The sequence below is a fragment of the Streptomyces sp. NPDC000134 genome (genome assembly GCF_042899225.1).
In the GTDB taxonomy this organism is placed as follows: Bacteria; Actinomycetota; Actinomycetes; order Streptomycetales; family Streptomycetaceae; genus Streptomyces.
In genome coordinates this window covers 168,366-190,386 of the sequence record NZ_JBIAZN010000012.1, presented here as the reverse complement: position 1 = coordinate 190,386, position 22,021 = coordinate 168,366, and the positions used below count along the sequence as shown (strand labels likewise).

Genomic DNA, 22,021 nt, shown 5'->3' with positions numbered 1-22,021 from the left:
GGCGGGGCGGTGCTTTTCGCACCACGACACGATCGAGGGGACCTCATGGACCAGGCAGCAGGGGGCAGCCCGCAGGACGCCGGGAGCCTGCCGGTCTGCTACCGCCATCCGGACCGCGGGACCGGCATCCGCTGCACCCGCTGCGACCGGCCGATCTGCCCCGAGTGCATGGTGGACGCCTCGGTCGGTTTCCAGTGCCCCGACTGCGTCCGCGGCACCTCCGGCACCGGGCCCGCCCCCGCGGCCGCCCGGCCCCGGACCCTCGCCGGCGGCGGTGTCGCGGCCGACCCGAGGCTGGTCACCAAGGTGCTCATCGGCCTGTGCCTGGCCGCCTTCCTCGCCCAGTTGTCCGCCGGGGACTCCTTCACCAACCGCTTCGAGCTGATCGGCCGGGCCTATGTGCCGCTGCTCGGCGGCGTCGAGGGCATCGCGGAGGGGCAGTACTACCGGCTGCTGACCTCGATGTTCCTGCACGGCAGCTATATCCACATCCTGTTCAACATGCTCAGCCTGTGGTGGATCGGCGGCCCCCTGGAGGCGGCCCTCGGCCGGGCCCGCTATCTCGCCCTGTACGTCGTCTCCGGACTGGCCGGCAGCGCGCTCACCTATCTGATCGCCGCGCCCAACCAGCCCTCGCTCGGAGCCTCGGGGGCGATCTTCGGACTCTTCGGAGCCACCGCGGTCCTGCTGCGCCGGCTCAACCAGGACATGCGGCCGGTCGTCGCGCTGCTGGTGATCAACCTGATCTTCACCTTCAGTCCGGGCTTCAACATCGCCTGGCAGGCCCACATCGGCGGCCTGGTGGCGGGCCTGGTCGTCGGCTACGGCATGGTCCACGCCCCGCGCCGGCGGCGCGCGCTGGTCCAGTACGGCACCTGTGCGCTGGTCCTGGCGGCGGTCGTCGTGCTGACCCTGCTGAGAACCTCGCAGCTCACCTGAGCATCCCGTTGTCCACAGCGGGTGGCGGATCTTGTGCACATTGTGCGGGAACATCTGTGCCCCCTGTCACCGGACCGTGTTTGCGCAGGTCAGACAGGGGGCTCAGGTACTTTCGGTCGCCGGTGATTCTGTCATACCGGCGTCAACCTCCGGTGAGTTATCCACAGATCGTCGTTTCTTTTCCTCATCCTGTGGAAACGGCTGTGGATAACTCAGTGGATAGCCGTGGGCAGAGCTGGGCTCACCGGTCGACGGAGGTCACTTCCACTGGGTGGAGACACCGAACCCGGCGGCGATGAAGCCGAAGCCCACCACGATGTTCCAGTTGCCCAACTGCTCGATGGGCAGCGAACCGTCGGTCACATAGAAGACGACGATCCAGGCCAGCCCGATCAGGAACATGGCCAGCATGACGGGGGCGACCCAGGCACGGCTGTTGAGCTTGATGCTCGTCGTCTGCTTCGCCGGCGGCGGCGTGAAATCGGCCTTCTTGCGGATACGTGACTTCGGCACGAGGGTCTCTCCTGTCGATGCGCTGCGTGGCCGCGCAGGGAACTGGGTCGGGCTCGGGGCAACGTACAAGGGGACTCTGAGCGCTCCCCCGGGCGTCCGTTAGCGTAGTGCTTCCGTGGCGCCGAAGGAGATAAGGGTACGTTGAGCAATTCTGCCGACTCCCCCGGGACGGGTTCCAGTGCCCCTCGCAGCCGCCGCTTCCGGCCGGTGCGGGTGCTCACGGCACTGGTCTTCGCCCTCGCCGGTCTGATCTTCTTCACCAGCTTCAACACGGCCAAGGGCACCAACATCCGCACGGACGCCTCCCTGCTGAAGCTCTCCGACCTCATCCAGGAGCGCAGCCGCAAGAACGGCGAGATGGACGAGTCCAACGCCGCCCTCCGCCACGACATCGAGTCGCTGGCCGAGCGCGACGACGACAGCACCCAGGCCGAGGACGACAAGCTCTCCGACCTGGAAAAGCGCGCGGGCACCCAGAAGCTGACGGGCCGGGCCGTCTCCGTCACCCTCGACGACGCCCCGCCGGACGCCACCGCCAAGCTCCCCGGCTATCCCGAGCCCCAGCCCGACTACCTGGTCATCCACCAGCAGGACCTCCAGGCCGTGGTGAACGCGCTCTGGCAGGGCGGCGCCGAGGGCATCAAGGTCATGGACCAGCGGCTGATCTCCACCAGCGCCGTGCGCTGCGTGGGCAATACCCTGATCCTCCAGGGTCGCGTCTACTCGCCGCCGTACAAGATCACGGCGGTCGGTGACCCGGAGAAGCTGAAGAAGGCGCTGGCCGCCTCCCCGGCGATCCAGAACTACATGGTGTACGTCAACGTCTACGGGCTCGGCTGGCACGTCGAGGACGACGGCACGGTGACGCTGCCCGGCTACACGGGCACCGTGGACCTGCACTACGCCCGGCCCGTGGAGTGAGCCCCCGCGTCCACGCGCGTCCCGTGGCCCGGTTTCACGTGGAACATGCCGGTGCGGGCGGGCCCCGGCCACGGCGCGGTCCGCGTATCGGATGGACAAAGGGCCGGACAAATCGGCCCCGGCCGGCCCCGGCGTGATCGATCCTGTGTCCAGGGCGGCCGGGCGCCCTGGACCCCACCGGGCCCGTGCAGGCCGGGAAACCTCGGGCGCCGCGCCGTTAGTCTGTTGACGTACGGCGTGAGTCCGGTGCCGTGGTGCGAGGGAAGGGACGGCATGTACGGCTGGATCTGGCGGCATCTGCCGGGAAACGCATGGGTGAAGGCACTGCTCTCCCTCGTGCTCGCGCTGGCCGTGGTCTACGTCCTCTTCCAGTACGTCTTCCCGTGGGCCGAGCCGCTGCTTCCCTTCAACGATGTGACGGTGGACAACCAGTGAGCGCACGCATCCTCGTCGTCGACAACTACGACAGCTTCGTCTTCAACCTGGTCCAGTACCTCTACCAGTTGGGCGCCGAGTGCGAGGTGCTGCGCAACGACGAGGTCTCCACCGCGCACGCGCAGGACGGCTTCGACGGCGTGCTGCTCTCGCCCGGTCCGGGCGCCCCCGAGCAGGCGGGCGTCTGCGTCGACATGGTCCGGCACTGCGCGGCCACCGGCGTCCCCGTCTTCGGCGTCTGCCTCGGCATGCAGTCGATGCAGGTGGCGTACGGCGGTGTGGTGGACCGGGCGCCGGAGCTGCTGCACGGCAAGACCTCGCCGGTCGAGCACGGGGGCAGGGGCGTCTTCGCCGGCCTGCCCTCGCCCTTCACGGCGACGCGGTACCACTCCCTGGCCGCCGAGCCGGCCACCGTGCCGCCGGAGCTGGAGGTCACCGCCCGTACCCCCGACGGGATCGTGATGGGCCTGCGCCACCGTGAACTGCCCGTCGAGGGCGTGCAGTTCCACCCGGAGTCGGTGCTGACCGAGCACGGCCACCGGATGCTGGCCAACTGGCTGGCGGAGTGCGGCGACCAGGGCGCGGTGGCGAGGTCTGCGGGGCTCGCCCCGGTGGTGGGCAGGGCCACGGCGTGACCGCGCTGCGCCCCGAGCGCGAGTCCGGCGCGAGCGGCGGCGCCGGCACCCCGGGGACGTCGTACGGGCAGCGGCCGTACGGGAATGACGGTGCGATCGGGGACGGCCGGTACGCACCCGGCACGGCCGGCCGGACCCCCGCGCAGCCGTATCCGGCCGTGGTGGACGAGGAGACGGTGGCGCTGCGCCTGCCCGACCCGCCGGCCCGCCCGGCGGACGAGCGGCCCTCCGGTCCCCCCACCGGCGGCCGGGCGGCCCGCAGGAAGGCCGCCAAAGGGCGCCACGGCGGCCGTAGGGGCGCCCGCCGGTCCTCCGGCCCCGCCACCGCCTCCGAGGCCCTGGAAGCCCCCGAGCCGCCCCTCACGCGGGTCGAGGCCCGCCGCCGGGCCAAGGCCAGCAAGCCCGGCCCGGCCGTCATCGCCAGCCGGGTGATAGGCGAGGTCTTCATCACCACCGGGGTGCTGATGCTGCTGTTCGTCACCTACCAGTTGTGGTGGACGAACGTGCGGGCGCACGCGCAGGCCGACAAGGCGACCAGCAGCCTCCAGGACGACTGGGCGGACGGCAAGCGCAGTCCGGGCGCCTTCGAGCCGGGCCAGGGCTTCGCCATCCTGCACCTCCCCACGCTGGACGTCGTCGTGCCGATCGCCGAGGGCATCAGCAGCGAGAAGGTGCTGGACCGGGGCATGGTCGGGCACTACGCCGAGGGGGCGCTGAAGACGGCGATGCCCGACGCGAAGACCGGCAACTTCGGGCTCGCGGGGCACCGCAACACCCACGGCGAGCCGTTCCGGTACATCAACAAGCTGAAGCCGGGCGACCCGATCGTCGTGGAGACGCAGGACAAGTACTTCGTCTACAAGATGGCGTCCATCCTGCCGGTGACCTCGCCCGGCAACACGAGCGTCCTCGACCCCGTGCCGCGGCAGTCGGGCTTCACCGGGCCCGGCCGCTACATCACGCTCACCACCTGCACCCCCGAGTTCACCAGCAAGTACCGGATGATCGTCTGGGGCAAGATGGTCGAGGAACGGCCGCGCAGCAAGGGCAAGCCGGATGCGCTCATCAGTTAAGGGCAGATGACCAGTGGCAGCGACCACCGACACCGATCACGACGAGCACACCGGACCCGCGCCCGGCTCCGCACCGCCGGGCCGCCCGCGCCGCCGGGGTCGGATCGCGACGGCGGTCGGTCTGCTCGGTGAACTCCTCATCACCGCGGGCCTGGTGCTGGGACTCTTCGTCGTCTACTCGCTGTGGTGGACGAACGTCGTCGCGGACCGCCACGCGGACCGGCGCGGGGACGAGGTCCGCGACAACTGGGCGCAGGACGCGCCCGGCCCGTCCGGACCGGGCGCGCTGAACACCAAGGACGGCATCGGCTTCCTGCACGTGCCCGCCCTGTCCAAGGGCGAGATCCTCGTCGAGAAGGGCACCTCGATGAAGGTCCTCAACGACGGCGTGGCCGGCTACTACACCGACCCGGTCAAGGCCGAGCTGCCGATGACCGGCAAGAAGGGCAACTTCTCGCTGGCCGCGCACCGCGACGGGCACGGCGCCAAGTTCCACCGCATCGACAAGCTGCGCAAGGGCGACCCGATCGTCTTCGAGACGAAGGACACCTGGTACGTCTACAAGGTCTACGGCATCCTCCCGGAGACCTCGAAGTACAACGTCGAGGTCCTCGCCGGCGTCCCCGAGGAGTCGGGCCGCGAGAAGGCCGGCCACTACATCACGCTGACCACCTGCACGCCCGTCTACACCAGCCGCTACCGGTACGTCGTCTGGGGCGAGCTGGTCCGCACCGAGAAGGTGGACAGCGAGCGGACCCCGCCGAAGGAGATCCGCTAGGGCCTGTCGTTCGGATCACCCCGCAGACGCGGGGCTCACGGCAGGACGAGGCGCAGCAGATTCCCTGCGACCTGATCCGAACGACAGGCCCCAGCCGCCCGCGCGACACGGAAAGAGCCCCGGACCCTTCACCAGGGGTCCGGGGCTCCGCCCGTGTCGCGCGGGCCGCGTCAGTCTCCGTCGCCGCCGGTCAGGCCGCCGAAGATGCCGCCGAGGCCGCCGTTCCCGCCATCGCCGCCGTTCCCGCCGTTGCCGCCGCCCTGGGCGATGGCGATCAGGGTGACCTTGTCGCCCTTCTTGACCTCCTGGCCCTCGGACGGGCTGCTCGCGACCACCTTGGCGTTGTCGTCCTGGGCGCCCTGGACGCGCTCCAACTGGAGCCCGGCCTGGCCGAGGACCTGCTTGGCCTGGGCGACCGTCATGTCGGTCACCTTCGGCATCGCGAACTTCTGCTCCTGCTCCTCGGCCGGCTTCTTGGCGATCTTCACGTCGACGGTGCTGCCGCGGTCGACGTCCGTGCCCGGGGCGAAGCTCTGCTCGAAGATCTTGCCCTCCTCCTGCGCGGTGGACTCCTCCGTGGACTGCGAGCCGAGGACCAGGCCCTTGGCCTCCAGGATCTGCTTGGCCTCGTCCGGCGTCTTGCCGGTCACGTCGGGCACGGTCACCTGGGCGGTCTGCCGGGCCACGGTGACGGTGACGGTGGAGCCCTTCTCCTTGGAGGTGCCGCCGTCGGGGTCCTGGGCGATGACCGTGTCCGGGGTCTCGGTGGACTCCTGGGTCTTCTTCTCGACCTCGAAGCCCTTGTCCTTCAGGGTCGACTCGGCCTCCGCGTAGGTCAGGCCCTCGACGTCCGGGACATCGACCTTGGGCGCCCCGGTCGACACCACCAGCTCGACGGTGGACTGCTTGTCGACCTCGGTGCCCTCGTCGGGCGTCTGCGAGCAGATCTTGCCCTTGGGCTGCTCCTCGCAGGTGTCCTCGGAGAAGGTGACCTTCAGGTCCGAGTTGACCGCCTGCTTCTCGGCGTCGGCCTTGGTCAGGCCGACGAAGTTCGGCGCGGTGACCGAGCCGTTGCCGGTGCCGCCGTCCCCGCTGAACACCCACTTGCCGATCAGGATGGCGCCGACCAGGACCAGGATGCCCGCGAGCACCAGCAGCACCGTGGAGGTGCTGGACTTGCGCTGCGGCTGGCGGCGCCGGTCGGGCCGGTCGTCGTAGCCGCCGTCGTCCGGGTTCATCGGCGGCAGCATCGTGGTGGCGCCCGCGCCGGAGTCCGAGCGCAGGGCCGTCGTCGCCTGGTCGTCGGGATAGCCGCCGTACCCGCCGTAGCCGACCGCGCCCATCGCGGCGGTCGCGGCGACCGGCTGGCCGTCGAGGCACGCCTCGATGTCGGCGCGCATCTCGTCGGCCGACTGGTAGCGGTAGTCGGGGTCCTTGACCAGCGCCTTCAGCACGATCGCGTCCATCTCGGGCGTGATCTCGGGGTCGAAGACGCTGGGCGCCTGCGGCTCCTCGCGGACGTGCTGGTAGGCGACCGCGACCGGGGAGTCGCCGACGAACGGCGGCCGGACGGTCAGCAGCTCGTACAGCAGGCAGCCGGTGGAGTACAGGTCGGAGCGGGCGTCGACCTGCTCGCCCTTGGCCTGCTCCGGGGAGAGGTACTGGGCGGTGCCGATCACGGCCGCCGTCTGCGTCATCGTCATGCCGGAGTCGCCCATGGCGCGGGCGATGCCGAAGTCCATCACCTTGACCTGGCCGTTGCGGGTCAGCATGACGTTGGCCGGCTTGATGTCGCGGTGCACGATGCCGTTGCGGTGGGCGTACTCCAGGCCCTGGAGGATGCCGATGGTCATCTCCATGGCCCGCTCGGGCAGCAGCTTGCGGCCGCTGTGCAGCAGCTCGCGCAGGGTGGAGCCGTCGACGTACTCCATCACGATGTACGGGATGGAGACCCCGTCGATGTAGTCCTCGCCCGTGTCGTAGACCGCCACGATCGCGGGATGGTTGAGCGAGGCGGCCGACTGGGCCTCCCGGCGGAACCGGGCCTGGAAGGACGGGTCTCGCGCGAGGTCCGCGCGGAGCGTCTTCACCGCCACCTGGCGCCCGAGCCGGGAGTCATGCGCGTGGTAAACCTCCGCCATGCCACCACGGCCGAGCACCGGGCCCAGCTCGTACCGGCCGCCGAGGCGACGCGGCTCTTCCATAGCTACCTACCAGCCCTCTCCGTCGGTCCCGACCGGCATGCTTGTACGGTCGGAGGCTGCCGTCCGGCCTACCGTACCCGGCTCGCTTTGTGTGACCTGGCCAAGCCCGTCACCCGATACCGGACCGGTATCGCAACGTGCACGGATGTGAAGCGGACGTGAGCGGAGTCACTTGCCGTTCAGCGCGTGGCCACTTCGTGCTGTCACTTCTTGCTGTCCAGGACGGCCTCCATCACGCTCTTCGCGATCGGCGCGGCCAGACCGCCACCGGAGATGTCGTCCCGGTTGGCGGCCTCGTCCTCGATCACCACGGCGACGGCCACCGGCGAGCTGCCGTCGCTCTGCTTGGCGTAGGAGATGAACCAGGCGTACGGGTTCTCGCTGTTGTCGACACCGTGCTGGGCGGTACCGGTCTTGCCGCCCACGGTGACGCCGTTGATCTGCGCCTTGGTTCCCGTGCCCTCCTTGACGACCGTCTCCATCATCGACTGCAGGATCTGGGCGTTGTCCGCGGACAGCGGCTTGCTCATCTCCTCGGGGTCGGTCTTCTCGATGGTGTCCAGGTTCGGGGCCTGCAGCTCGTCGACCATGTACGGCTTCATCAGGGTGCCGTTGTTGGCGATCGCCGAGGTGACCATGGCCATCTGCAGCGGGGTCGCGGCGGTGTTGAACTGGCCGATGGAGGAGAGCGCGACCTGCGAGGGCTCCATGTCGTCGGAGAAGACCGAGGCGGCGGAGCGGACGGGGACGAACTGCTCCTCGGTGAAGCCGAACTTCTTCGCCATGTCGAGCATCTTCTCGTTGCCCAGGTCGGCGCCGATCTTGCCGAAGACGGTGTTGCAGGAGACCCGCAGCGCCTCGCGCAGGGTGGCGTTCTTGCAGGGCAGGTCGCCCTCGTTCTTCAGCTCGGTGCTGGTCTCCGGCATGGTCCAGGGCAGCGGGGAGTCGGTCTTCTTGTCCGCGCTGTCGTACAGGCCGTTCTCCAGCGCCGCGGCGGCGGTGAGCACCTTGAACGTCGAGCCGGGCGGGTAGACCTCGCGCAGCGCCCGGTTGAGCGTCGGGTCGTCCTTGTTGTTCTCCCTCAGGAGGCCCTTCCACGCCTTCGCGTCGGAGTCCCCGCTGCCCGCGATGGACGACGGGTCGTACGACGGGAAGGAGGCCAGCGCCAGGATCTTGCCGGTGGACGGCTCGATCGCGGCGACCGCGCCCTTGCCTCCCTGCGCCTTCAGACCGTCGTAGGCGGCCTTCTGCGCGGCGGCGTTGAGGGTGGTGACGACGTTGCCGCCCTCCTTCTTCTTGCCCGTGACCATGTCGAGCGTGTTGCGGAAGAAGAGCCGGTCGTCGTTGCCGGTGAGGATGCCGTCGTCGATGGCCTCCAGTTGCGTGGCGCCGTACGCCTGGGAGACGTAACCGGTCACCGGCGCCCACATGGGGCCGTCCTTGTAGGTGCGCTTGTACTTGAAGTCGCCGTCGGTGGTGGCGTGGCCGGTGATGGCCTTGCCGTCGACGATGATGTCGCCGCGCGGGGCGGCGTACCGCTCGATGGCCACCCGGCGGTTGTTCTCGTCGTCCTTGAGGCTGTCGGCCTTGACGTACTGCAGCCAGTTGTCACGGACGAGCAGCGTGAGCACCAACAGGCCGCAGAAGATCGCGATACGGCGCAGGGGCTTGTTCACGGTCGGACCACCTGGGTCATCTCGGCGTCGGGATTGGCCGCGGGCGCGGGCGCGGGCCGGCGGGCGGTGTCGCTGATCCTCAGCAGAATGCCGATCAGCGCCCAGTTGGCGATGACGGACGAACCGCCGTACGCCAGGAACGGCATCGTCATACCGGTCAGCGGGATCAGGCCCATCACACCGCCGGCGACGACGAACACCTGGAGGGCGAAGGCGCCGGACAGGCCGATGGCGAGCAGCTTGCCGAACGGGTCGCGGGCGGCGAGGGCGGTGCGCACGCCGCGCTCCACGATCAACGCGTACAGCAGCAGGATCGCCATCACGCCGGCCAGGCCCAGCTCCTCGCCGAAGGTGGCGAGGATGAAGTCGGAGTTGGCGGCGAAGCCGATGAGGTCGGAGTTGCCCTGGCCGAGCCCGGTGCCGAGGGTGCCGCCGGAGCCGAACGCCCACAGGGCCTGCATCGACTGCTCGGTGTGGCCGACGACGCCCTGCCGGGAGAGCTTGAACTCGTTGGCCGGGTCGAGCCACGCCTGGACGCGCTGCTGCACGTGCGGCTCGAAGGAGGCGACGCTGACCGCGCCGGCCGCGGACATCAGCAGGCCGAACACGATCCAACTGGTCCGCTCGGTCGCCACGTACAGCATGATCACGAACATGCCGAAGAACAGCAGCGAGGTGCCGAGGTCGGTCTCGAAGACCAGGATCAGGATGGACATGACCCAGACCACCAGGATCGGGCCGAGGTCCCGGCCGCGCGGCAGGTACAGGCCCATGAACCGGCGGCTGGCCAGCGCCAGCGCGTCCCGCTTCACCATCAGGTAGCCCGCGAAGAAGACCGCGAGGACGATCTTGGCGAACTCACCGGGCTGGATGGTGCCCAGACCGGGGATCTTGATCCAGATCCGCGCGCCGAAGACGTTCTGCCCGAGTCCCGGGACCAGCGGCAGGATCAGCAGCACCAGGGCGCCCGCCATGGAGATGTACGTGTAGCGCTGCAGGACGCGGTGGTCCTTGAGGAAGACCAGCACGGCCACGAAGAGCGCCACGCCCAGCGCGGAGTACATCAACTGGCGGGGGGCCGCCTCGACGAACGTATGGCTCGCCTGGAGCCGCTTGGACTGGTCCAGACGCCAGATGACGACCAGTCCGATGCCGTTGAGCAGCGTGGCCAGCGGCAGCATCAGCGGGTCCGCGTAGGGCGCGAACTTGCGTACGACGAGATGGCCGACGCCCGCGATGAGACCGAGTCCGAGACCGTAGCTCAACAGGCCGGGCGGCACCGAGTCGTTGATGGCCAGGCCGACGTTGGCGTAGGCGAAGACCGGGATGAGAACGGCGAACACCAGCAGCGCCAGCTCGGTGTTGCGCCGGCTGGGCGCTCCGATGGCGCCGATCGTGGACGTATGGTGCGTCGACGGGTGGGAAGTACTGCTGCTCATCGTGTGACGGGGCCTCTCACGGCTTGCCTACTGCTTACCGCACAGCGAGACGACCTTCTGCTCTTCCTCCGAGAGGGTGGGGCCGGGGCTGGAGGTGGGTGCGGTCGTGGACGGGGACGGGGACTCGGACGCCTTCGGTGAGCCCGACGGGGTCGGCGTCGGCGTCACCTTGGACGGGAAGGAGGCGGGAGTGGTTCCCGTGGTCCCCCTGGCCTCGCCCTCGCCGGTCTTGGCGTTGCTCTCGTTCTGCGCGGTGCGCCGCTCGGCCTGCTTCTTGCAGGCGGAGGCCTGCACCGCCAGCTCGTCGATCTTGGATCGGGCGCCGTTCAGATCGCCCTCGGCGATCGTCGCCTCCACCTGGTCCTGCTGGTAGGGCGGCAGGTACTTGAGTTCGATCTCGGGGTGGTCCGTCTCCACCTTGGACAGCGACACCCAGGCCAGGTCCTGGCTGATGCCCCGGTACAGCGCGACGTGGTCGTCCCTGGTGCCGACGTAGTACTGGGTCTGGGTCCAGCGCCAGCCGCCGTACAGGCCCCCGCCGACGACGGCGAGGGCCAGCACCGTGTAGAAGGACCTCTTCACCCAGCGGCGGCCCTTGCGGGGCTTGGTGAAGTCGTCGTCGCCGTAGTCGCCGAAGCCGCCGGCCGGGATGTAGCCGGTGGTGTCGCCGCTGCCGGGCGGGCCGAACTCGCCGCCCCCGCCGCCCTGCCGGCCGAGCCCGGAGGCGCGTCCGGCGGGGGTCTGCATGATGCCGTTGTCGCCGATCTGGGACTGGTTCTCGGCGACGGCGCCGACCACGACCGGGGTGTCGGACAACTGGCCGGCCAGGGTGTCGCCGGTGTCCAGGTCGAGGACGTCGGCGACGATGACGGTGATGTTGTCGGGGCCGCCGCCGCGCAGGGCGAGCTGGATCAGCTCCTGCACGGTCTCCTGGGGGCCCTGATAGCTGGCGAGGGTGTCCTCCAGCGTCTGGTGGGAGACGACGCCGGAGAGCCCGTCGGAGCAGATCAGATAGCGGTCGCCGGCCCGCACCTCGCGGATGGACAGGTCGGGCTCGACGTGGTCGCCGCTGCCCAGCGCCCGCATCAGCAGGGAGCGCTGGGGGTGGGTGCCGGCCTCCTCCTCGGTGATCCGGCCCTCGTCGACCAGGCGCTGCACCCAGGTGTGGTCCTGGGTGATCTGCGTCAGCACCCCGTCCCGCAGCAGATACGCGCGGGAGTCGCCGACGTGCACCATGCCCAGCCGCTGGCCGGTCCAGAGCAGCGCGGTCAGGGTGGTCCCCATGCCCTCCAGGCTGGGGTCCTCCTCGACCATCTGCCGCAACTGGTCGTTGGCCCGCTGCACGGCGGTGCCCAGCGAGGTGAGGATGTCGGAGCCGGGCACGTCGTCGTCGAGGGCGACGATGGTGGAGATGACCTCGGAGGAGGCGACCTCGCCGGCCGCCTGGCCGCCCATGCCGTCGGCGATGGCGAGCAGCCGGGGACCGGCGTAACCGGAGTCCTCGTTGCCCTCCCGGATCATGCCCTTGTGCGATCCGGCGGCGAAGCGCAGTGACAGACTCATGCGCACCTCGCCCGTCGGCTGCTCCGGGTACAGCCGGTCGTGTCGAGCCACACTGCCCACCCTCCGGTCGGGAGCGCGCCGGTGGACGGGGTGCCGGCCGCCGCTGCGTGCTCGCTCCGCTCGCGCTCATTCATGACGTAGCACTACTTCCGCAGCTCGATGACGGTCTTGCCGATGCGGATCGGCGCACCCAGCGGAATCGGTGTGGGAGTCGTCAACCGGGACCGGTCCAGATACGTGCCGTTGGTGGAGCCCAGGTCCTCGACGATCCACTGGCCGCCCTGGTCCGGATAGATCCTGGCATGGCGGCTGGAGGCGTAGTCGTCGTCCAGCACGATCGTCGAGTCGTGTGCCCGTCCGAGCGTGATGGTCTGGCCCTGGAGGGCCACGGTGGTGCCCGTGAGGGTGCCCTCGGTCACCACCAGCTTGGTGGGGGCGTTGCGGCGGCCGCGGCCACCGCCGGTCTGCTGGCGCTGCGGTGGCGGCGCCTGTCGTGCGGCGGCCTGCTGCTGGGCCCGGCCGTCGGCCCGGCGCGACCCGCGCTGGGTGACGCGCGTACCGAACAGGTCGCTGCGGATGACCTGCACGGCCACGATCACGAACAGCCACAGTACGGCCAGGAAACCCAGCCGCATGACCGTGAGGGTCAGCTCTGACATTGCCCCCGGATCACCCTTCGGCTTGCCTATAGATAACGGTGGTGCTGCCCACGACGATCCGCGAGCCGTCGCGGAGCGTAGCGCGGGTGGTGTGCTGCCCGTCCACCACGATGCCGTTGGTGGACCCGAGATCCTGGATCGTCGAGGGCGTTCCGGTCCGGATCTCGCAGTGCCGTCGGCTGACGCCGGGGTCGTCGATCCGCACGTCGGCCTCGGTGCTGCGGCCCAGCACCAGCGTCGGGCGGGAGATCTGATGGCGGGTGCCGTTGATCTCGATCCAGTGGCGGGTGCGTCCGCCGGGCGCCGCCATCGGGGCGGGAGCGGCCGGCGGCCGCTGCGCGCCCGCGGCGGGCGGATAGCCGTACCCGCCGGGCCGGGCGCCGGGCGGCGGCGCGGCCGGCATCGGCGGGGCCGGGGCGGCGGCGGGCGGATAGCCGTAGCCGCCGGGACGTCCGGCCGCCGGCCCGGCGGCGGGGGCGGGCCCGCCGGCCTGCTGCGAGCTGGAGGAGGCGAGCGTACGGCTGCGGACCCGGTACAGGCCGGTGTCCAGGTCGTCCGCCTTCTCCAGGTTGACCTTGATCGGTCCCATGAAGGTGTAGCGCTGCTGCTTGGCGTAGTCGCGCACCATGCCGGCCAGCTCGTCGCCGAGCTGCCCGGAGTAGGGGCTGAGCCGCTCGAAGTCCGGGGCGCTCAGCTCCACGATGAAGTCATTGGGGACGACGGTCCGGTCGCGGTTCCAGATGGTCGCGTTGTTGTCGCACTCGCGCTGAAGCGCGCCCGCGATCTCCACGGGCTGTACCTCGGACTTGAAGACCTTCGCGAAGGTGCCGTTGACCAGACCTTCGAGACGCTGCTCGAACTTCTTCAGGACTCCCATGGGGCACCTCCTCCGTCGCTGCCGTCCTGTCCACCGCTTACCTGGTACTGCTTACTGATCGTATCCACGCGCCGGTCGATCGGCTGGTTCCCCCTGTCGGCCCGGTCGACGGGTGTCGACACCCCTCCTACCCGTACTTCTGCCCAGGATCGTAGAGGCGCTCGCAGACCAGTGTCCCGCACCGGGCTGTGCGGGCCGCCCGGCTCCCGGGGAGACGGACCGGACCGGTACGAGGTTGATACCTGGTCGGGCATCCGCCGACACGTCGGCGATACGTCGGCCGCCGTCCTCCCGGGGGCCGGCAACGGATGTGAATCCACCCGCTGCCGCGTGCTAATGTTCTGCGTGTCGGAAGGCGCCGGGCCGAAAGGAACGGGGCCGGAGGACACACCCAATGCGCGGGTGGCGGAATAGGCAGACGCGCTGGATTCAGGTTCCAGTGCCCGAAAGGGCGTGGGGGTTCAACTCCCCCCTCGCGCACCGTGAGAACGGGCCTCGGCAGGTGACGCAAGTCACTTACCGGGGCCCGTTCTTCGTTTCCCCGCGGACCCCAGCGCGTGAGCTATCTCACCGTGGTGCGCGCGGGGAGTACCGTCAGGGCGCGTCGACGCGGGTGGACGGACGGGGAGGGCGACGGGGATGGCCGGAGCGGGCGGGAAGACGGCGGACACGGGCGAGGGGCGGATACCCCCCGTACCGGGATTCGCGCGGTGGCCGGCGGGCGGCTCGGCCAAGGCCGAGGGCAAGGCCCTGCGCGGGAGCGTCCCGCGCTCCGCGCACGCCGTCCTCGAACCGGACGCCGCCCGGCCCGGCGCGGTGCGCGCGGTCGAGGAGTCGGGCCGCGGCCGGATTCCCGGGCTGACCCCGCTGCGGGTCGGCCGGATGACCACGAGCCCCTTCGCCTTCCTGCGCGGCTCGGCCGGACTCATGGCGTACGACCTGGCGCGTACGCCGGTGACCCGGATCGGGGCGCAGATCTGCGGCGACGCCCACGCGGCCAACTTCGGCCTGTACGGGGACGCCCGCGGCGGTCTGATCATCGACCTGAACGACTTCGACGAGACGGTGCACGGGCCCTGGGAGTGGGACGTCAAGCGGCTCGCCGCCTCCCTGGTGCTCGCGGGCCGGGAGGCCGGTGCCGCCGAGGACGTCTGCCGCGCCGCCGCGCACGACGCGGCGGGCGCGTACCGGCGCACCATGCGGCTGCTGGCCAGGCTGCCGGTGCTGGACGCGTGGAACGCCATCGCCGACGAGGAACTGGTCTCCCACACCGACGCCCACGACCTGCTGGGCACCCTGGAGCGGGTGGCGGAGAAGGCGCGGGCCAACACCAGCGGGCGGTTCGCGGCCCGCTCGACCGAGCCGGCCGAGGACGGCGGGCGGCGGTTCACCGACGCCCCGCCGGTGCTGCGGCGGGTGCCGGACGCGGAGGCCGCGGCGGTGGCGGCGTCGCTGGCGGAGTACCTGACCACGCTCCCCGAGGACCGGTTGCCGCTGCTGGCCCGGTACGCGGTGCAGGACGTGGCGTTCCGGGTCGTCGGCACCGGCAGCGTGGGCACCCGGTCCTACGTGGTGCTGCTCCTGGACCACCGGGGCGAGCCGCTGGTGCTCCAGGTGAAGGAGGCCCGCCCCTCGGCGCTGCTGCCGCATCTGGCGGCCGCCGGTTTCCAGACGCCCGGCGCGGCCCACGAGGGGCGCCGGGTGGTGCTCGGGCAGAAGCGGATGCAGGTCGTCAGCGACATCCTGCTGGGCTGGACCACGGTCGACGGGCGGCCCTTCCAGGTACGGCAGTTCCGCAACCGCAAGGGCAGCGTCGACCCGGCCGCGCTGGCCGCCGACCAGCTCGACGACTACGCCCGGATGACCGGCGCCCTGCTGGCCCGCGCCCACGCGCACAGCGCCGACCCGCGGCGGGTGGCCGGGTACTGCGGGAAGAGCGAGGAACTGGACGAGGCGGTGGCCGGCTTCGCCGTCGCGTACGCCGACCGTACGGAGGCGGACCACGCGGAGCTGGTGGCGGCGGTCCGGGCGGGCCGGATCGCGGCCGAACCGGTCGGGTGAGCGGGCCGGCGGGCAGGGCCCGGGGCTGTCGCGGCTGCGCGTGCCGGGCCCCGCGCCGCAGGGAGCCGGCCGCGCTTCGTCACGCCGGTGAGGGCCCGCGTCCGCGGCAGGCAGGGAATCCGCTGCGCCTCCTCATGCCGGTGAGGCCCCGCGGCCGCGGCACGCAGGGAATCCGCTGCGCCTCCTCATGCCGGTGAGGCCCCGCGTCCGCGGCATGATCCAATGACAGGCCCTAGGCTGGGCGTGTGACGACCCCGGAAGCTGAAACGGGCGGCGCGGCGCGGCCGGAGGCAAAGCTGGAGCAGGCCGTGCGGGCCGCCGAGCAGGCGCTCATCGAGTTCGAGATCGCGGTGGAGACCTTCCGAGTGGAGGTCGAGAACTTCTCCCGGCTGCACCACCAGCGGCTCGGCCCGGTCTACGCCCGCCTGGAGGAGCTGGACGCCCGCGTCCTGGAGGCGCGGGCCGCGCGCAGCGGCGACCCCGAGGACCGCCGGCGGGCCGAGGAGGCGCGGGCGCGGCTGGTGCCGCTGCCCGGCGTCGAGGAACTGCTGCACGGCTGGATGGACGGGGACGGCCTGTTCCCGGAGGCGTCGGCGATGCTCACCGGGCAGGCGGTACGGCCCCCGCAGCGGGTGCGGCCCGGCGAGGGGGCGCGCAAGCTCTACCGCGAGCTGGTCCGCGAGGCCCACCCCGACCTGGCGCGCGAGGAGGACGAGCGGGTGCGGCGCGAGGAGTTCCTCACCCGGGTCAACGCCGCCTACGCCCGCGGCGACGAGAAGGAGCTGCGCGAGCTGGCCGAGGAGTGGGCCGCCGGGCCGCGCGAGCAGCGCAGCCCGAGCCGCGCCGAGGAGCTGTACGACCGGCTGGAGTGGCTGGCCGCGCGCAAGGACCTGCTCACCCAGGTCGCCCGGGAGCTGGAGGAGAGCGCGATCGGCGGGATGCTGCGGCTCGCCCCGGACGATCCCGACCGGCTGCTCGACGAGATCGCCGAGCAGTTGGCGGCGCAGGTGAGCGAGCGCGAGGCGGAACTGGCGGAACTCCTGGGGTAGGCCGCGCCGGGCGGCGTTCCGGTAGCGTCGGGGCCATGACTTTCGGAGCTGGAGTGCCCACGGTCGAGGTCGCGGACCTCAAGGACGACGACTTCCTGCTGGACGTCCGGGAGGACGACGAGTGGGCGGCGGGGCACGCCGAGGGCGCCCTGCACATCCCGATCAGCGAGTTCGTGGCCCGCTACGGCGAGCTGACCGAGGCCGCGCCGCAGGACGGGCGGGTGCACGTCATCTGCCGGTCCGGCGGACGCTCGGCGCAGGTCGCCATGTACCTGGTCCAGCAGGGCGTGGACGCCGTGAACGTGGACGGCGGGATGCAGGTCTGGGCCGCCGCCGGCCGGCCCGTCGTGACGGACTCCGGCCAGCCGGGACACGTGCTCTAGCCGCCCCCGCCCGACCGGTTTTCCACAGCCCGTGCCCGCCCCCGGCGGGGGCCGTAAGGTGTCCCCCGATCGGGTCCCGCGGTGCGTCCGGTGACGCACGGGGCGGGTGGGGAGACGGATACCGGGATCGGGGAGCGGGGCGCAATGGACGGGTACGACACGGGGCCGGACGCCCGGCACGGACCGGACGGACCGGCCGCCGCCGACACCCGTACCGGCGTCGCCGCGCTCTCGCCGCGCTACCAGGTCGGCGCCGCGCTGGCGCTGGCCGTGGTGGCCGTCACGGTCTGCGTCCACATCGGCATGACGTTCCTGCACGTCGCCCCCTCCAACACGGTCACCAAGCGGCACGGCGCGGCGGTCGAGGAGTGGATCTACCCGGAGTTCGAGCAGAACTGGAAGCTGTTCGCGCCCAACCCCCTGCAGCGGAACATCTCCGTCGAGGTCCGCGCCGAACTGCGCACCGCCGACGGCGGTATACGCACCACCGGCTGGTACGGCCTGTCCGCCGAGGACGGCCGGGCCATCGACGGCAACCCGGTGCCGAGTCACACCCAGCAGAACGAGCTGCGCCGCGCCTGGGACTTCTACGTCGCCACCCACGACTCCGGCAACCGGCCGGTGGGCGTGCGCGGCTCGCTCTCCGAGGCGTATCTGCGCCGGATCGCGGTGCTGAGGCTGGACCGGAAGGACGCGGTCCGGCCGGGCGAGGTCCTCGGCCAGGTCCAGTTCCGCTCCCGGAGCACGGCGGTGCCGCCGCCCCGGTGGAGCGGTGAGCGCGTCGCGGACCGGACGCAGACCCGGGACCTGCCCTGGTGGCCGGTGCCCGCCGACGAGGCGGAAGGAGGCGTGGCGTGAACGGCCTCGCCCTGTCGGTCTCCCGCGCGATCGCCCGCGTCACCGGCGCCGCCCTCGGCCCGTACCAGACCGCCGTGATCCGGATCGGCTTCGCCGCCACCTGGCTGCTGTTCCTGCTGCGCGAACTGCCCCACCGCCACGAGCTGTACGGCCCCGACGGGCCCTGGAGCTGGCGGCTCGCCGAGCGGCTGATCGACGGCAACGGCGCGTTCTCGCTGCTGATGTGGTCCGACGACCGGATCTGGTTCGAGGCGGTGTACGCGCTCGCCGTGCTGTCCTCGGTGGCGCTGCTGCTGGGCTGGCGCACCCGGACCGCGTCGGCGCTGTTCATGGCCGGGGTGCTGTCGCTGCAGAACCGCAGCGTCTTCATGGGCGACGGCGGCGACAACGTCCTGCACCTGATGAGCGTCTACCTGGTCTTCACCCGCTGCGCCCAGGTCTGGTCGCTGGACGCCCGCCGGGCCCGGCGGGCGCGGGCGGCACGTGCGCGTGGGGAACGCGGCACGGACCGGCTCGGCCCGGTGCTGTGGGTGGTCCTGGGGATCGCGCTGGCCGTCGTGACGCTTCCCGGACGCCTGGGCAGCGAGTGGTTCGTGCCGGTGCTGCTGTGGACGGTGTGGCTGGCGCAGGGCCTGTGGTGGGCCGTGGGGCGCCGGGCGAAGGGCGGCGAGGCGCGCATCCTGCTGGACGTGGTCGCCGACATCGCGCACAACGGCGCCCTGCTGGTGATCATGGCCGAGGCGTGTCTGATCTACGCGACGGCCGGCTGGTACAAGGTGCAGGGCTCGCGCTGGCAGGACGGCACCGCGGTCTACTACCCGCTGCACCTGGACTACTTCTCGCCCTGGCCGGCCCTCGGCGACCTGCTGTCGGTCAGCGGCACCATGGTCATGCTGATCACCTACGGGACGGTCGCGGTGCAGGTCGCCTTCCCGTTCACGCTGTTCAACCGGCGGGTGAAGAACGTGCTGCTGGCCGCCATGATGACCGAGCACGCCGTGATCGCCGTGGTGCTGGGGCTGCCGTTCTTCTCGCTGGCGATGATCGCGGCCGACGCGGTGTTCCTGCCGACGTCGTTCCTGCGCCGGCTCGGCGACGGGGCGGCACGCGTGCGCGGACGCCTGGTGCGGCGCGGGGGCGGCGCGGCGGCGGTGCCGGACCAGGGGGCGCGGCACGGGGAGGCGGCCGGCGGGGACGCCGGTGCGGACGCCGGTGCGGATGCCGGTGCCGGGGCTGGGGCTGGGGAGGTGGCTGGCGCGGATGCCGGGGCCGGTTCCGGAGAGGGTGCTGGGGCCGGGGAGGGGGCAGGGGAGGCGCGCGTAGGGTCGGGGGCATGACCGACCCCCTGCGCGCCTGGCACGGCCTGGCCGGCACCTCGGTGCTGCTCGACGGCTTCCACGCGCTCAAGCACGCGCTGCGCTTCGGGGCCGAGGTCCCGGTCGCGGTCACCGCCGACCGGGCGGCGGCGCTCGCCCTCGCCGACGCCCTGGCCCCGGACGTCCGGGACGCCCTGGACGCCCTGCTCACGGAGGTGCCGCGGGCCGCGTACGCCGCCCTGGTGCCGCGTCCGCACCCCACCGAGGTCGCCGCCCTCGCCGTACGCCCCGCGCGGGAGGCCGGGCTCGCGAGGCTGGCGCGGGCGCCGCGCACCGCGCCCGTCGTGGTCCTGGACAACCCGCGCAATCTCGGCAACGCGGGCGCGGTGATCCGGCTGGCCGCCGGGTTCGGCGCGACCGGGGTCGTCACCACCGGCACCCTCGACCCCTGGCACCCGGCGGTGGTGCGCGGCGGGGCGGGGCTGCACTTCGCGACCGCCGTGGAGAGGCTGGCCGTCGGGGAACTGCCCGCCGGGCCCCTGTACGCCCTCGACCCGGAGGGCGAGGACATCCGGGGGACGAAGCTGCCGGACGGGGCGCTGCTCGCCTTCGGCTCCGAGCGCAGCGGGCTCTCCCCCGAACTGCGGGCGCGGGCCGACCACCTGCTGGCGCTGCCGATGCGCCCCCAGGTCTCCAGCTACAACCTCGCCACCAGCGTGGCGATGACGCTGTACCACTGGAGCCTGGGCGCGCCGCACGCCGGCTGAGCGCCGCCGTCCCGGCGGGGTCACGCCTCGCGGCGGACCTCGATCATCCGGAAGCGGTTCGCCACGAAGGCGGCGTCGGTGAGGGTCGCGTTGGCCGCCGGGTTGCCGCCGGAGCCGTGGAAGTCGGAGAAGGCGGCCGTCTGGTTGACGTACACCCCGCCGGTGAGGTTGAGGGAGAGCTGGGCGGCCTCCTCCAGGCAGACCTCCTCCACGGCCCGCTCGAACTCCGCGTCCGTGGTGTACGCGCCGACCGTCATCGCGCCCTGCTCGCGGATGCCCCGGCGCAGCAGCTCCAGCGCGTGGGCCGCGGAGTCCACCGCGACGGCGAAGGAGACGGGGCCGAAGCACTCGCTCAGGCAGGCGGCCCGGTCGTCCGGCTCGGCGCCGTCCAGCCTGACGATCAGCGGGGTGCGCACGGTCGCGCCGGGAAAGTCGGGGTTGGGCACCGCGCGGGAGGCGAGGGCGACCTCGCCGAGACCGGCGGCGGCCTCCAGGCGGGCCTTGACGTCCGGGTTGACGATCGCCCCCAGCAGGGCGTTGGCCCGGGTGTCGTCGCCCAGCAGGGCGTCGACCGCGCCCGCGAGGTCGGCGACCACCTCGTCGTAGGACCGGGGGCCCTGGTCGGTGCCGATGCCGGCGCGGGGGATGAGCAGGTTCTGCGGGGTGGTGCACATCTGGCCGCTGTAGAGGGAGAGCGAGAAGGCCAGGTTGGCGAGCATCCCCCGGTAGTCGTCGGTGGACTCCACGACCACCGTGTTGACCCCGGCCTTCTCGGTGAAGACCTGGGCCTGGCGGGCGTTGGCCTCCAGCCAGTCGCCGAAGGCGGTCGAACCGGTGTAGTCGATGATCCGGATCTCCGGGCGGGTGGCGAGGGTCTTGGCGATGCCCTCGCCGGGCCGCTCGGCGGCCAGCGCCACCAGGGCGGGGTCGAAACCGGCCTCCGCGAGCACCTCGCGGGCGATCCGCACGGTGAGGGCCAGCGGCAGCACCGCACGCGGGTGGGGCTTGACCAGTACCGCGTTGCCCGTGGCCAGGGAGGCGAACAGGCCCGGATAGCCGTTCCACGTGGGGAAGGTGTTGCAGCCGATCACCAGGGCGATGCCGCGCGGGACCGGGGTGAACCGCTTGGTCAGCCGCAGCGGGTCGCGCTTGCCCTGCGGCTTGGTCCACTCCGCCGCCTCCGGGACGCGGACCTGCTCCGCGTACGCGTACGCCACCGCCTCCAGGGCGCGGTCCTGGGCGTGCGGGCCGCCCGCCTGGAACGCCATCAGGAACGCCTGGCCGGAGGTGTGCATCACCGCGTGCGCGAACTCGTGCGTCCGGGCGCTGATCCGCTTCAGGATCTCCAGGCAGACCAGGGCGCGCTGCTCCGGGCCCGCGTCCCGCCAGGCCCGCTGCCCGGCCCGCATGGCGGGCAGCAGCACGTCGAGGTCCGCGTGCGGATAGCGCACGCCCAGCTCGATGCCGTACGGGGAGACCTCGTCGCCCACCCAGTCGTCGGTGCCGGGCTGGCCGAGGTCGAGCCGGGTGCCGAGCAGGGCGTCGAAGGCGGCCCGGCCCGCCGCCGCGTCCAGGCTGCCGTGCTCCTCGCCGTACGCCTTGGGGTGCTCCGGGTGCGGGGACCAGTACGCGCGTGTGCGGATCGCTTCGAGCGCCCGGTCGAGGGTGGGCCGGTGCTCGGCGAGCAGGGTGGACGCGGTGAGTGCGGCGGCCATGCGGGACCAACTCCTCGTCTGACGGAACTCTTCGTCGAGTCCATGGCCTGGGCGGAACCCGGGCGGAAACGGCCGGACAGAGCTAGAGTAACCGAACGATCGGTCGGGACAAGGGGGTCCGCCGCTTCTGTGGAAAACCCTGTGCGGGAGGATCGCGCAC

At 71.8% G+C, this 22,021-nt stretch carries 20 protein-coding genes and 1 tRNA gene; 13 read left to right on the top strand and 8 right to left on the bottom strand.

The annotated features are described in order from the left end of the window. Window positions 1-45 precede the first annotated feature (45 nt). Window positions 46-939, top strand: coding sequence for a rhomboid family intramembrane serine protease (locus ACFY32_RS19970; RefSeq protein ID WP_359190332.1), 894 nt, complete (start codon window positions 46-48; stop codon window positions 937-939). 258 nt (window positions 940-1,197) lie between these two features. Here ACFY32_RS19970 and crgA read toward each other — a convergent pair whose 3' ends face one another. Then, window positions 1,198-1,452, bottom strand: coding sequence for a cell division protein CrgA (crgA, locus tag ACFY32_RS19965; protein ID WP_190203074.1), 255 nt, complete (start codon window positions 1,450-1,452; stop codon window positions 1,198-1,200). A gap of 141 nt (window positions 1,453-1,593) precedes the next feature. On the opposite strand from crgA, the gene ACFY32_RS19960 reads away from it, so the two are divergent. From ACFY32_RS19960 to ACFY32_RS19940, 5 genes are all read left to right on the top strand, one after another. Next, window positions 1,594-2,373 carry a DUF881 domain-containing protein gene (locus tag ACFY32_RS19960; RefSeq protein ID WP_359190328.1) on the top strand — a complete coding sequence of 260 codons (780 nt, stop codon included), beginning with the start codon at window positions 1,594-1,596 and terminating at the stop codon, window positions 2,371-2,373. A 273-nt stretch (window positions 2,374-2,646) separates the two neighbouring features. Next, entirely contained in the window at window positions 2,647-2,808 is a 162-nt protein-coding gene (locus ACFY32_RS19955; protein ID WP_097266338.1) for a hypothetical protein, read from the top strand. Next, window positions 2,805-3,443, top strand: a complete 639-nt coding sequence (locus ACFY32_RS19950; RefSeq protein ID WP_359190325.1) for an aminodeoxychorismate/anthranilate synthase component II — start codon at window positions 2,805-2,807, stop codon at window positions 3,441-3,443. The genes ACFY32_RS19955 and ACFY32_RS19950 overlap by 4 nt, the downstream gene beginning before the upstream one ends. Then, a complete protein-coding gene (locus ACFY32_RS19945) occupies window positions 3,440-4,516 on the top strand; it encodes a class E sortase (protein WP_390674860.1) in 1,077 nt (358 codons plus the stop codon). Before ACFY32_RS19950 ends, ACFY32_RS19945 begins: the two co-directional genes overlap by 4 nt. A gap of 13 nt (window positions 4,517-4,529) precedes the next feature. Further along, complete coding sequence (locus ACFY32_RS19940; protein WP_359190320.1) at window positions 4,530-5,294, top strand: class E sortase; 765 nt, start codon at window positions 4,530-4,532, stop codon at window positions 5,292-5,294. A gap of 170 nt (window positions 5,295-5,464) precedes the next feature. Here the strand turns inward: ACFY32_RS19940 and pknB are convergent, their stop codons facing one another. The 6 genes from pknB to ACFY32_RS19910 all read right to left on the bottom strand — a co-directional run bounded on the left by pknB (window position 5,465) and on the right by ACFY32_RS19910 (window position 13,712). Further along, window positions 5,465-7,498 carry a Stk1 family PASTA domain-containing Ser/Thr kinase gene (gene pknB, locus ACFY32_RS19935; RefSeq protein ID WP_390674859.1) on the bottom strand — a complete coding sequence of 678 codons (2,034 nt, stop codon included), beginning with the start codon at window positions 7,496-7,498 and terminating at the stop codon, window positions 5,465-5,467. Window positions 7,499-7,701: 203 nt separating this feature from the next. Further along, on the bottom strand, window positions 7,702-9,174 hold the full coding sequence (locus ACFY32_RS19930; RefSeq protein ID WP_359190314.1) for a penicillin-binding protein 2: 1,473 nt from the start codon (window positions 9,172-9,174) through the stop codon (window positions 7,702-7,704). After that, entirely contained in the window at window positions 9,171-10,613 is a 1,443-nt protein-coding gene (locus ACFY32_RS19925; protein ID WP_359190310.1) for an FtsW/RodA/SpoVE family cell cycle protein, read from the bottom strand. Before ACFY32_RS19925 ends, ACFY32_RS19930 begins: the two co-directional genes overlap by 4 nt. Window positions 10,614-10,640: 27 nt before the next feature. Beyond that, window positions 10,641-12,176, bottom strand: a complete 1,536-nt coding sequence (locus tag ACFY32_RS19920) for a Stp1/IreP family PP2C-type Ser/Thr phosphatase (protein ID WP_359190899.1) — start codon at window positions 12,174-12,176, stop codon at window positions 10,641-10,643. Between the two features lie 143 nt (window positions 12,177-12,319). Further along, entirely contained in the window at window positions 12,320-12,835 is a 516-nt protein-coding gene (locus ACFY32_RS19915) for an FHA domain-containing protein (RefSeq protein ID WP_359190307.1), read from the bottom strand. A gap of 10 nt (window positions 12,836-12,845) precedes the next feature. Then, on the bottom strand, window positions 12,846-13,712 hold the full coding sequence (locus ACFY32_RS19910) for a DUF3662 and FHA domain-containing protein (protein ID WP_359190305.1): 867 nt from the start codon (window positions 13,710-13,712) through the stop codon (window positions 12,846-12,848). A gap of 396 nt (window positions 13,713-14,108) precedes the next feature. On the opposite strand from ACFY32_RS19910, the gene ACFY32_RS19905 reads away from it, so the two are divergent. From ACFY32_RS19905 to ACFY32_RS19875, 7 genes are all read left to right on the top strand, one after another. Next, window positions 14,109-14,192, top strand: a tRNA-Leu gene (locus tag ACFY32_RS19905). Between the two features lie 159 nt (window positions 14,193-14,351). Next, a complete protein-coding gene (locus tag ACFY32_RS19900; protein WP_359190302.1) occupies window positions 14,352-15,773 on the top strand; it encodes a DUF2252 domain-containing protein in 1,422 nt (473 codons plus the stop codon). Between the two features lie 245 nt (window positions 15,774-16,018). Beyond that, window positions 16,019-16,822, top strand: coding sequence for a hypothetical protein (locus ACFY32_RS19895; protein WP_359190299.1), 804 nt, complete (start codon window positions 16,019-16,021; stop codon window positions 16,820-16,822). Between the two features lie 53 nt (window positions 16,823-16,875). Continuing rightward, a complete protein-coding gene (locus tag ACFY32_RS19890; RefSeq protein WP_359190896.1) occupies window positions 16,876-17,205 on the top strand; it encodes a rhodanese-like domain-containing protein in 330 nt (109 codons plus the stop codon). Window positions 17,206-17,349: 144 nt separating this feature from the next. Beyond that, window positions 17,350-18,063, top strand: a complete 714-nt coding sequence (locus ACFY32_RS19885; RefSeq protein ID WP_359190296.1) for a DUF5819 family protein — start codon at window positions 17,350-17,352, stop codon at window positions 18,061-18,063. Then, window positions 18,060-19,400: an HTTM domain-containing protein gene (locus tag ACFY32_RS19880; protein ID WP_390674858.1), complete on the top strand. Its 1,341-nt coding sequence runs from the start codon at window positions 18,060-18,062 to the stop codon at window positions 19,398-19,400. The genes ACFY32_RS19885 and ACFY32_RS19880 overlap by 4 nt, the downstream gene beginning before the upstream one ends. Then, the gene (locus ACFY32_RS19875; RefSeq protein WP_359190290.1) at window positions 19,397-20,146 is read left to right on the top strand and encodes a TrmH family RNA methyltransferase; all 750 of its coding nucleotides are present in this window, start codon (window positions 19,397-19,399) and stop codon (window positions 20,144-20,146) included. The genes ACFY32_RS19880 and ACFY32_RS19875 overlap by 4 nt, the downstream gene beginning before the upstream one ends. 20 nt (window positions 20,147-20,166) lie before the next feature. Here the strand turns inward: ACFY32_RS19875 and paaN are convergent, their stop codons facing one another. Beyond that, window positions 20,167-21,861 (bottom strand): phenylacetic acid degradation protein PaaN, encoded by a 1,695-nt coding sequence (gene paaN / locus ACFY32_RS19870; protein WP_390674857.1) that lies wholly within the window; start codon window positions 21,859-21,861, stop codon window positions 20,167-20,169. Window positions 21,862-22,021 lie beyond the last annotated feature (160 nt).

Excerpts from the sequence above, each read along its gene's own strand:
- ACFY32_RS19915 (WP_359190307.1), bottom strand. The coding sequence starts at position 12,835 with ATGTCAGAGCTGACCCTCACGGTCATGCGGCTGGGTTTCCTGGCCGTA.
- ACFY32_RS19920 (WP_359190899.1), bottom strand. The coding sequence starts at position 12,176 with ATGAGTCTGTCACTGCGCTTCGCCGCCGGATCGCACAAGGGCATGATC.
- pknB (WP_390674859.1), bottom strand. The coding sequence starts at position 7,498 with ATGGAAGAGCCGCGTCGCCTCGGCGGCCGGTACGAGCTGGGCCCGGTG.
- ACFY32_RS19955 (WP_097266338.1), top strand. The coding sequence starts at position 2,647 with ATGTACGGCTGGATCTGGCGGCATCTGCCGGGAAACGCATGGGTGAAG.
- ACFY32_RS19900 (WP_359190302.1), top strand. The coding sequence starts at position 14,352 with ATGGCCGGAGCGGGCGGGAAGACGGCGGACACGGGCGAGGGGCGGATA.
- ACFY32_RS19875 (WP_359190290.1), top strand. The coding sequence starts at position 19,397 with ATGACCGACCCCCTGCGCGCCTGGCACGGCCTGGCCGGCACCTCGGTG.
- paaN (WP_390674857.1), bottom strand. The coding sequence starts at position 21,861 with ATGGCCGCCGCACTCACCGCGTCCACCCTGCTCGCCGAGCACCGGCCC.
- ACFY32_RS19910 (WP_359190305.1), bottom strand. The coding sequence starts at position 13,712 with ATGGGAGTCCTGAAGAAGTTCGAGCAGCGTCTCGAAGGTCTGGTCAAC.
- ACFY32_RS19970 (WP_359190332.1), top strand. The coding sequence starts at position 46 with ATGGACCAGGCAGCAGGGGGCAGCCCGCAGGACGCCGGGAGCCTGCCG.
- ACFY32_RS19925 (WP_359190310.1), bottom strand. The coding sequence starts at position 10,613 with ATGAGCAGCAGTACTTCCCACCCGTCGACGCACCATACGTCCACGATC.
- ACFY32_RS19885 (WP_359190296.1), top strand. The coding sequence starts at position 17,350 with ATGGACGGGTACGACACGGGGCCGGACGCCCGGCACGGACCGGACGGA.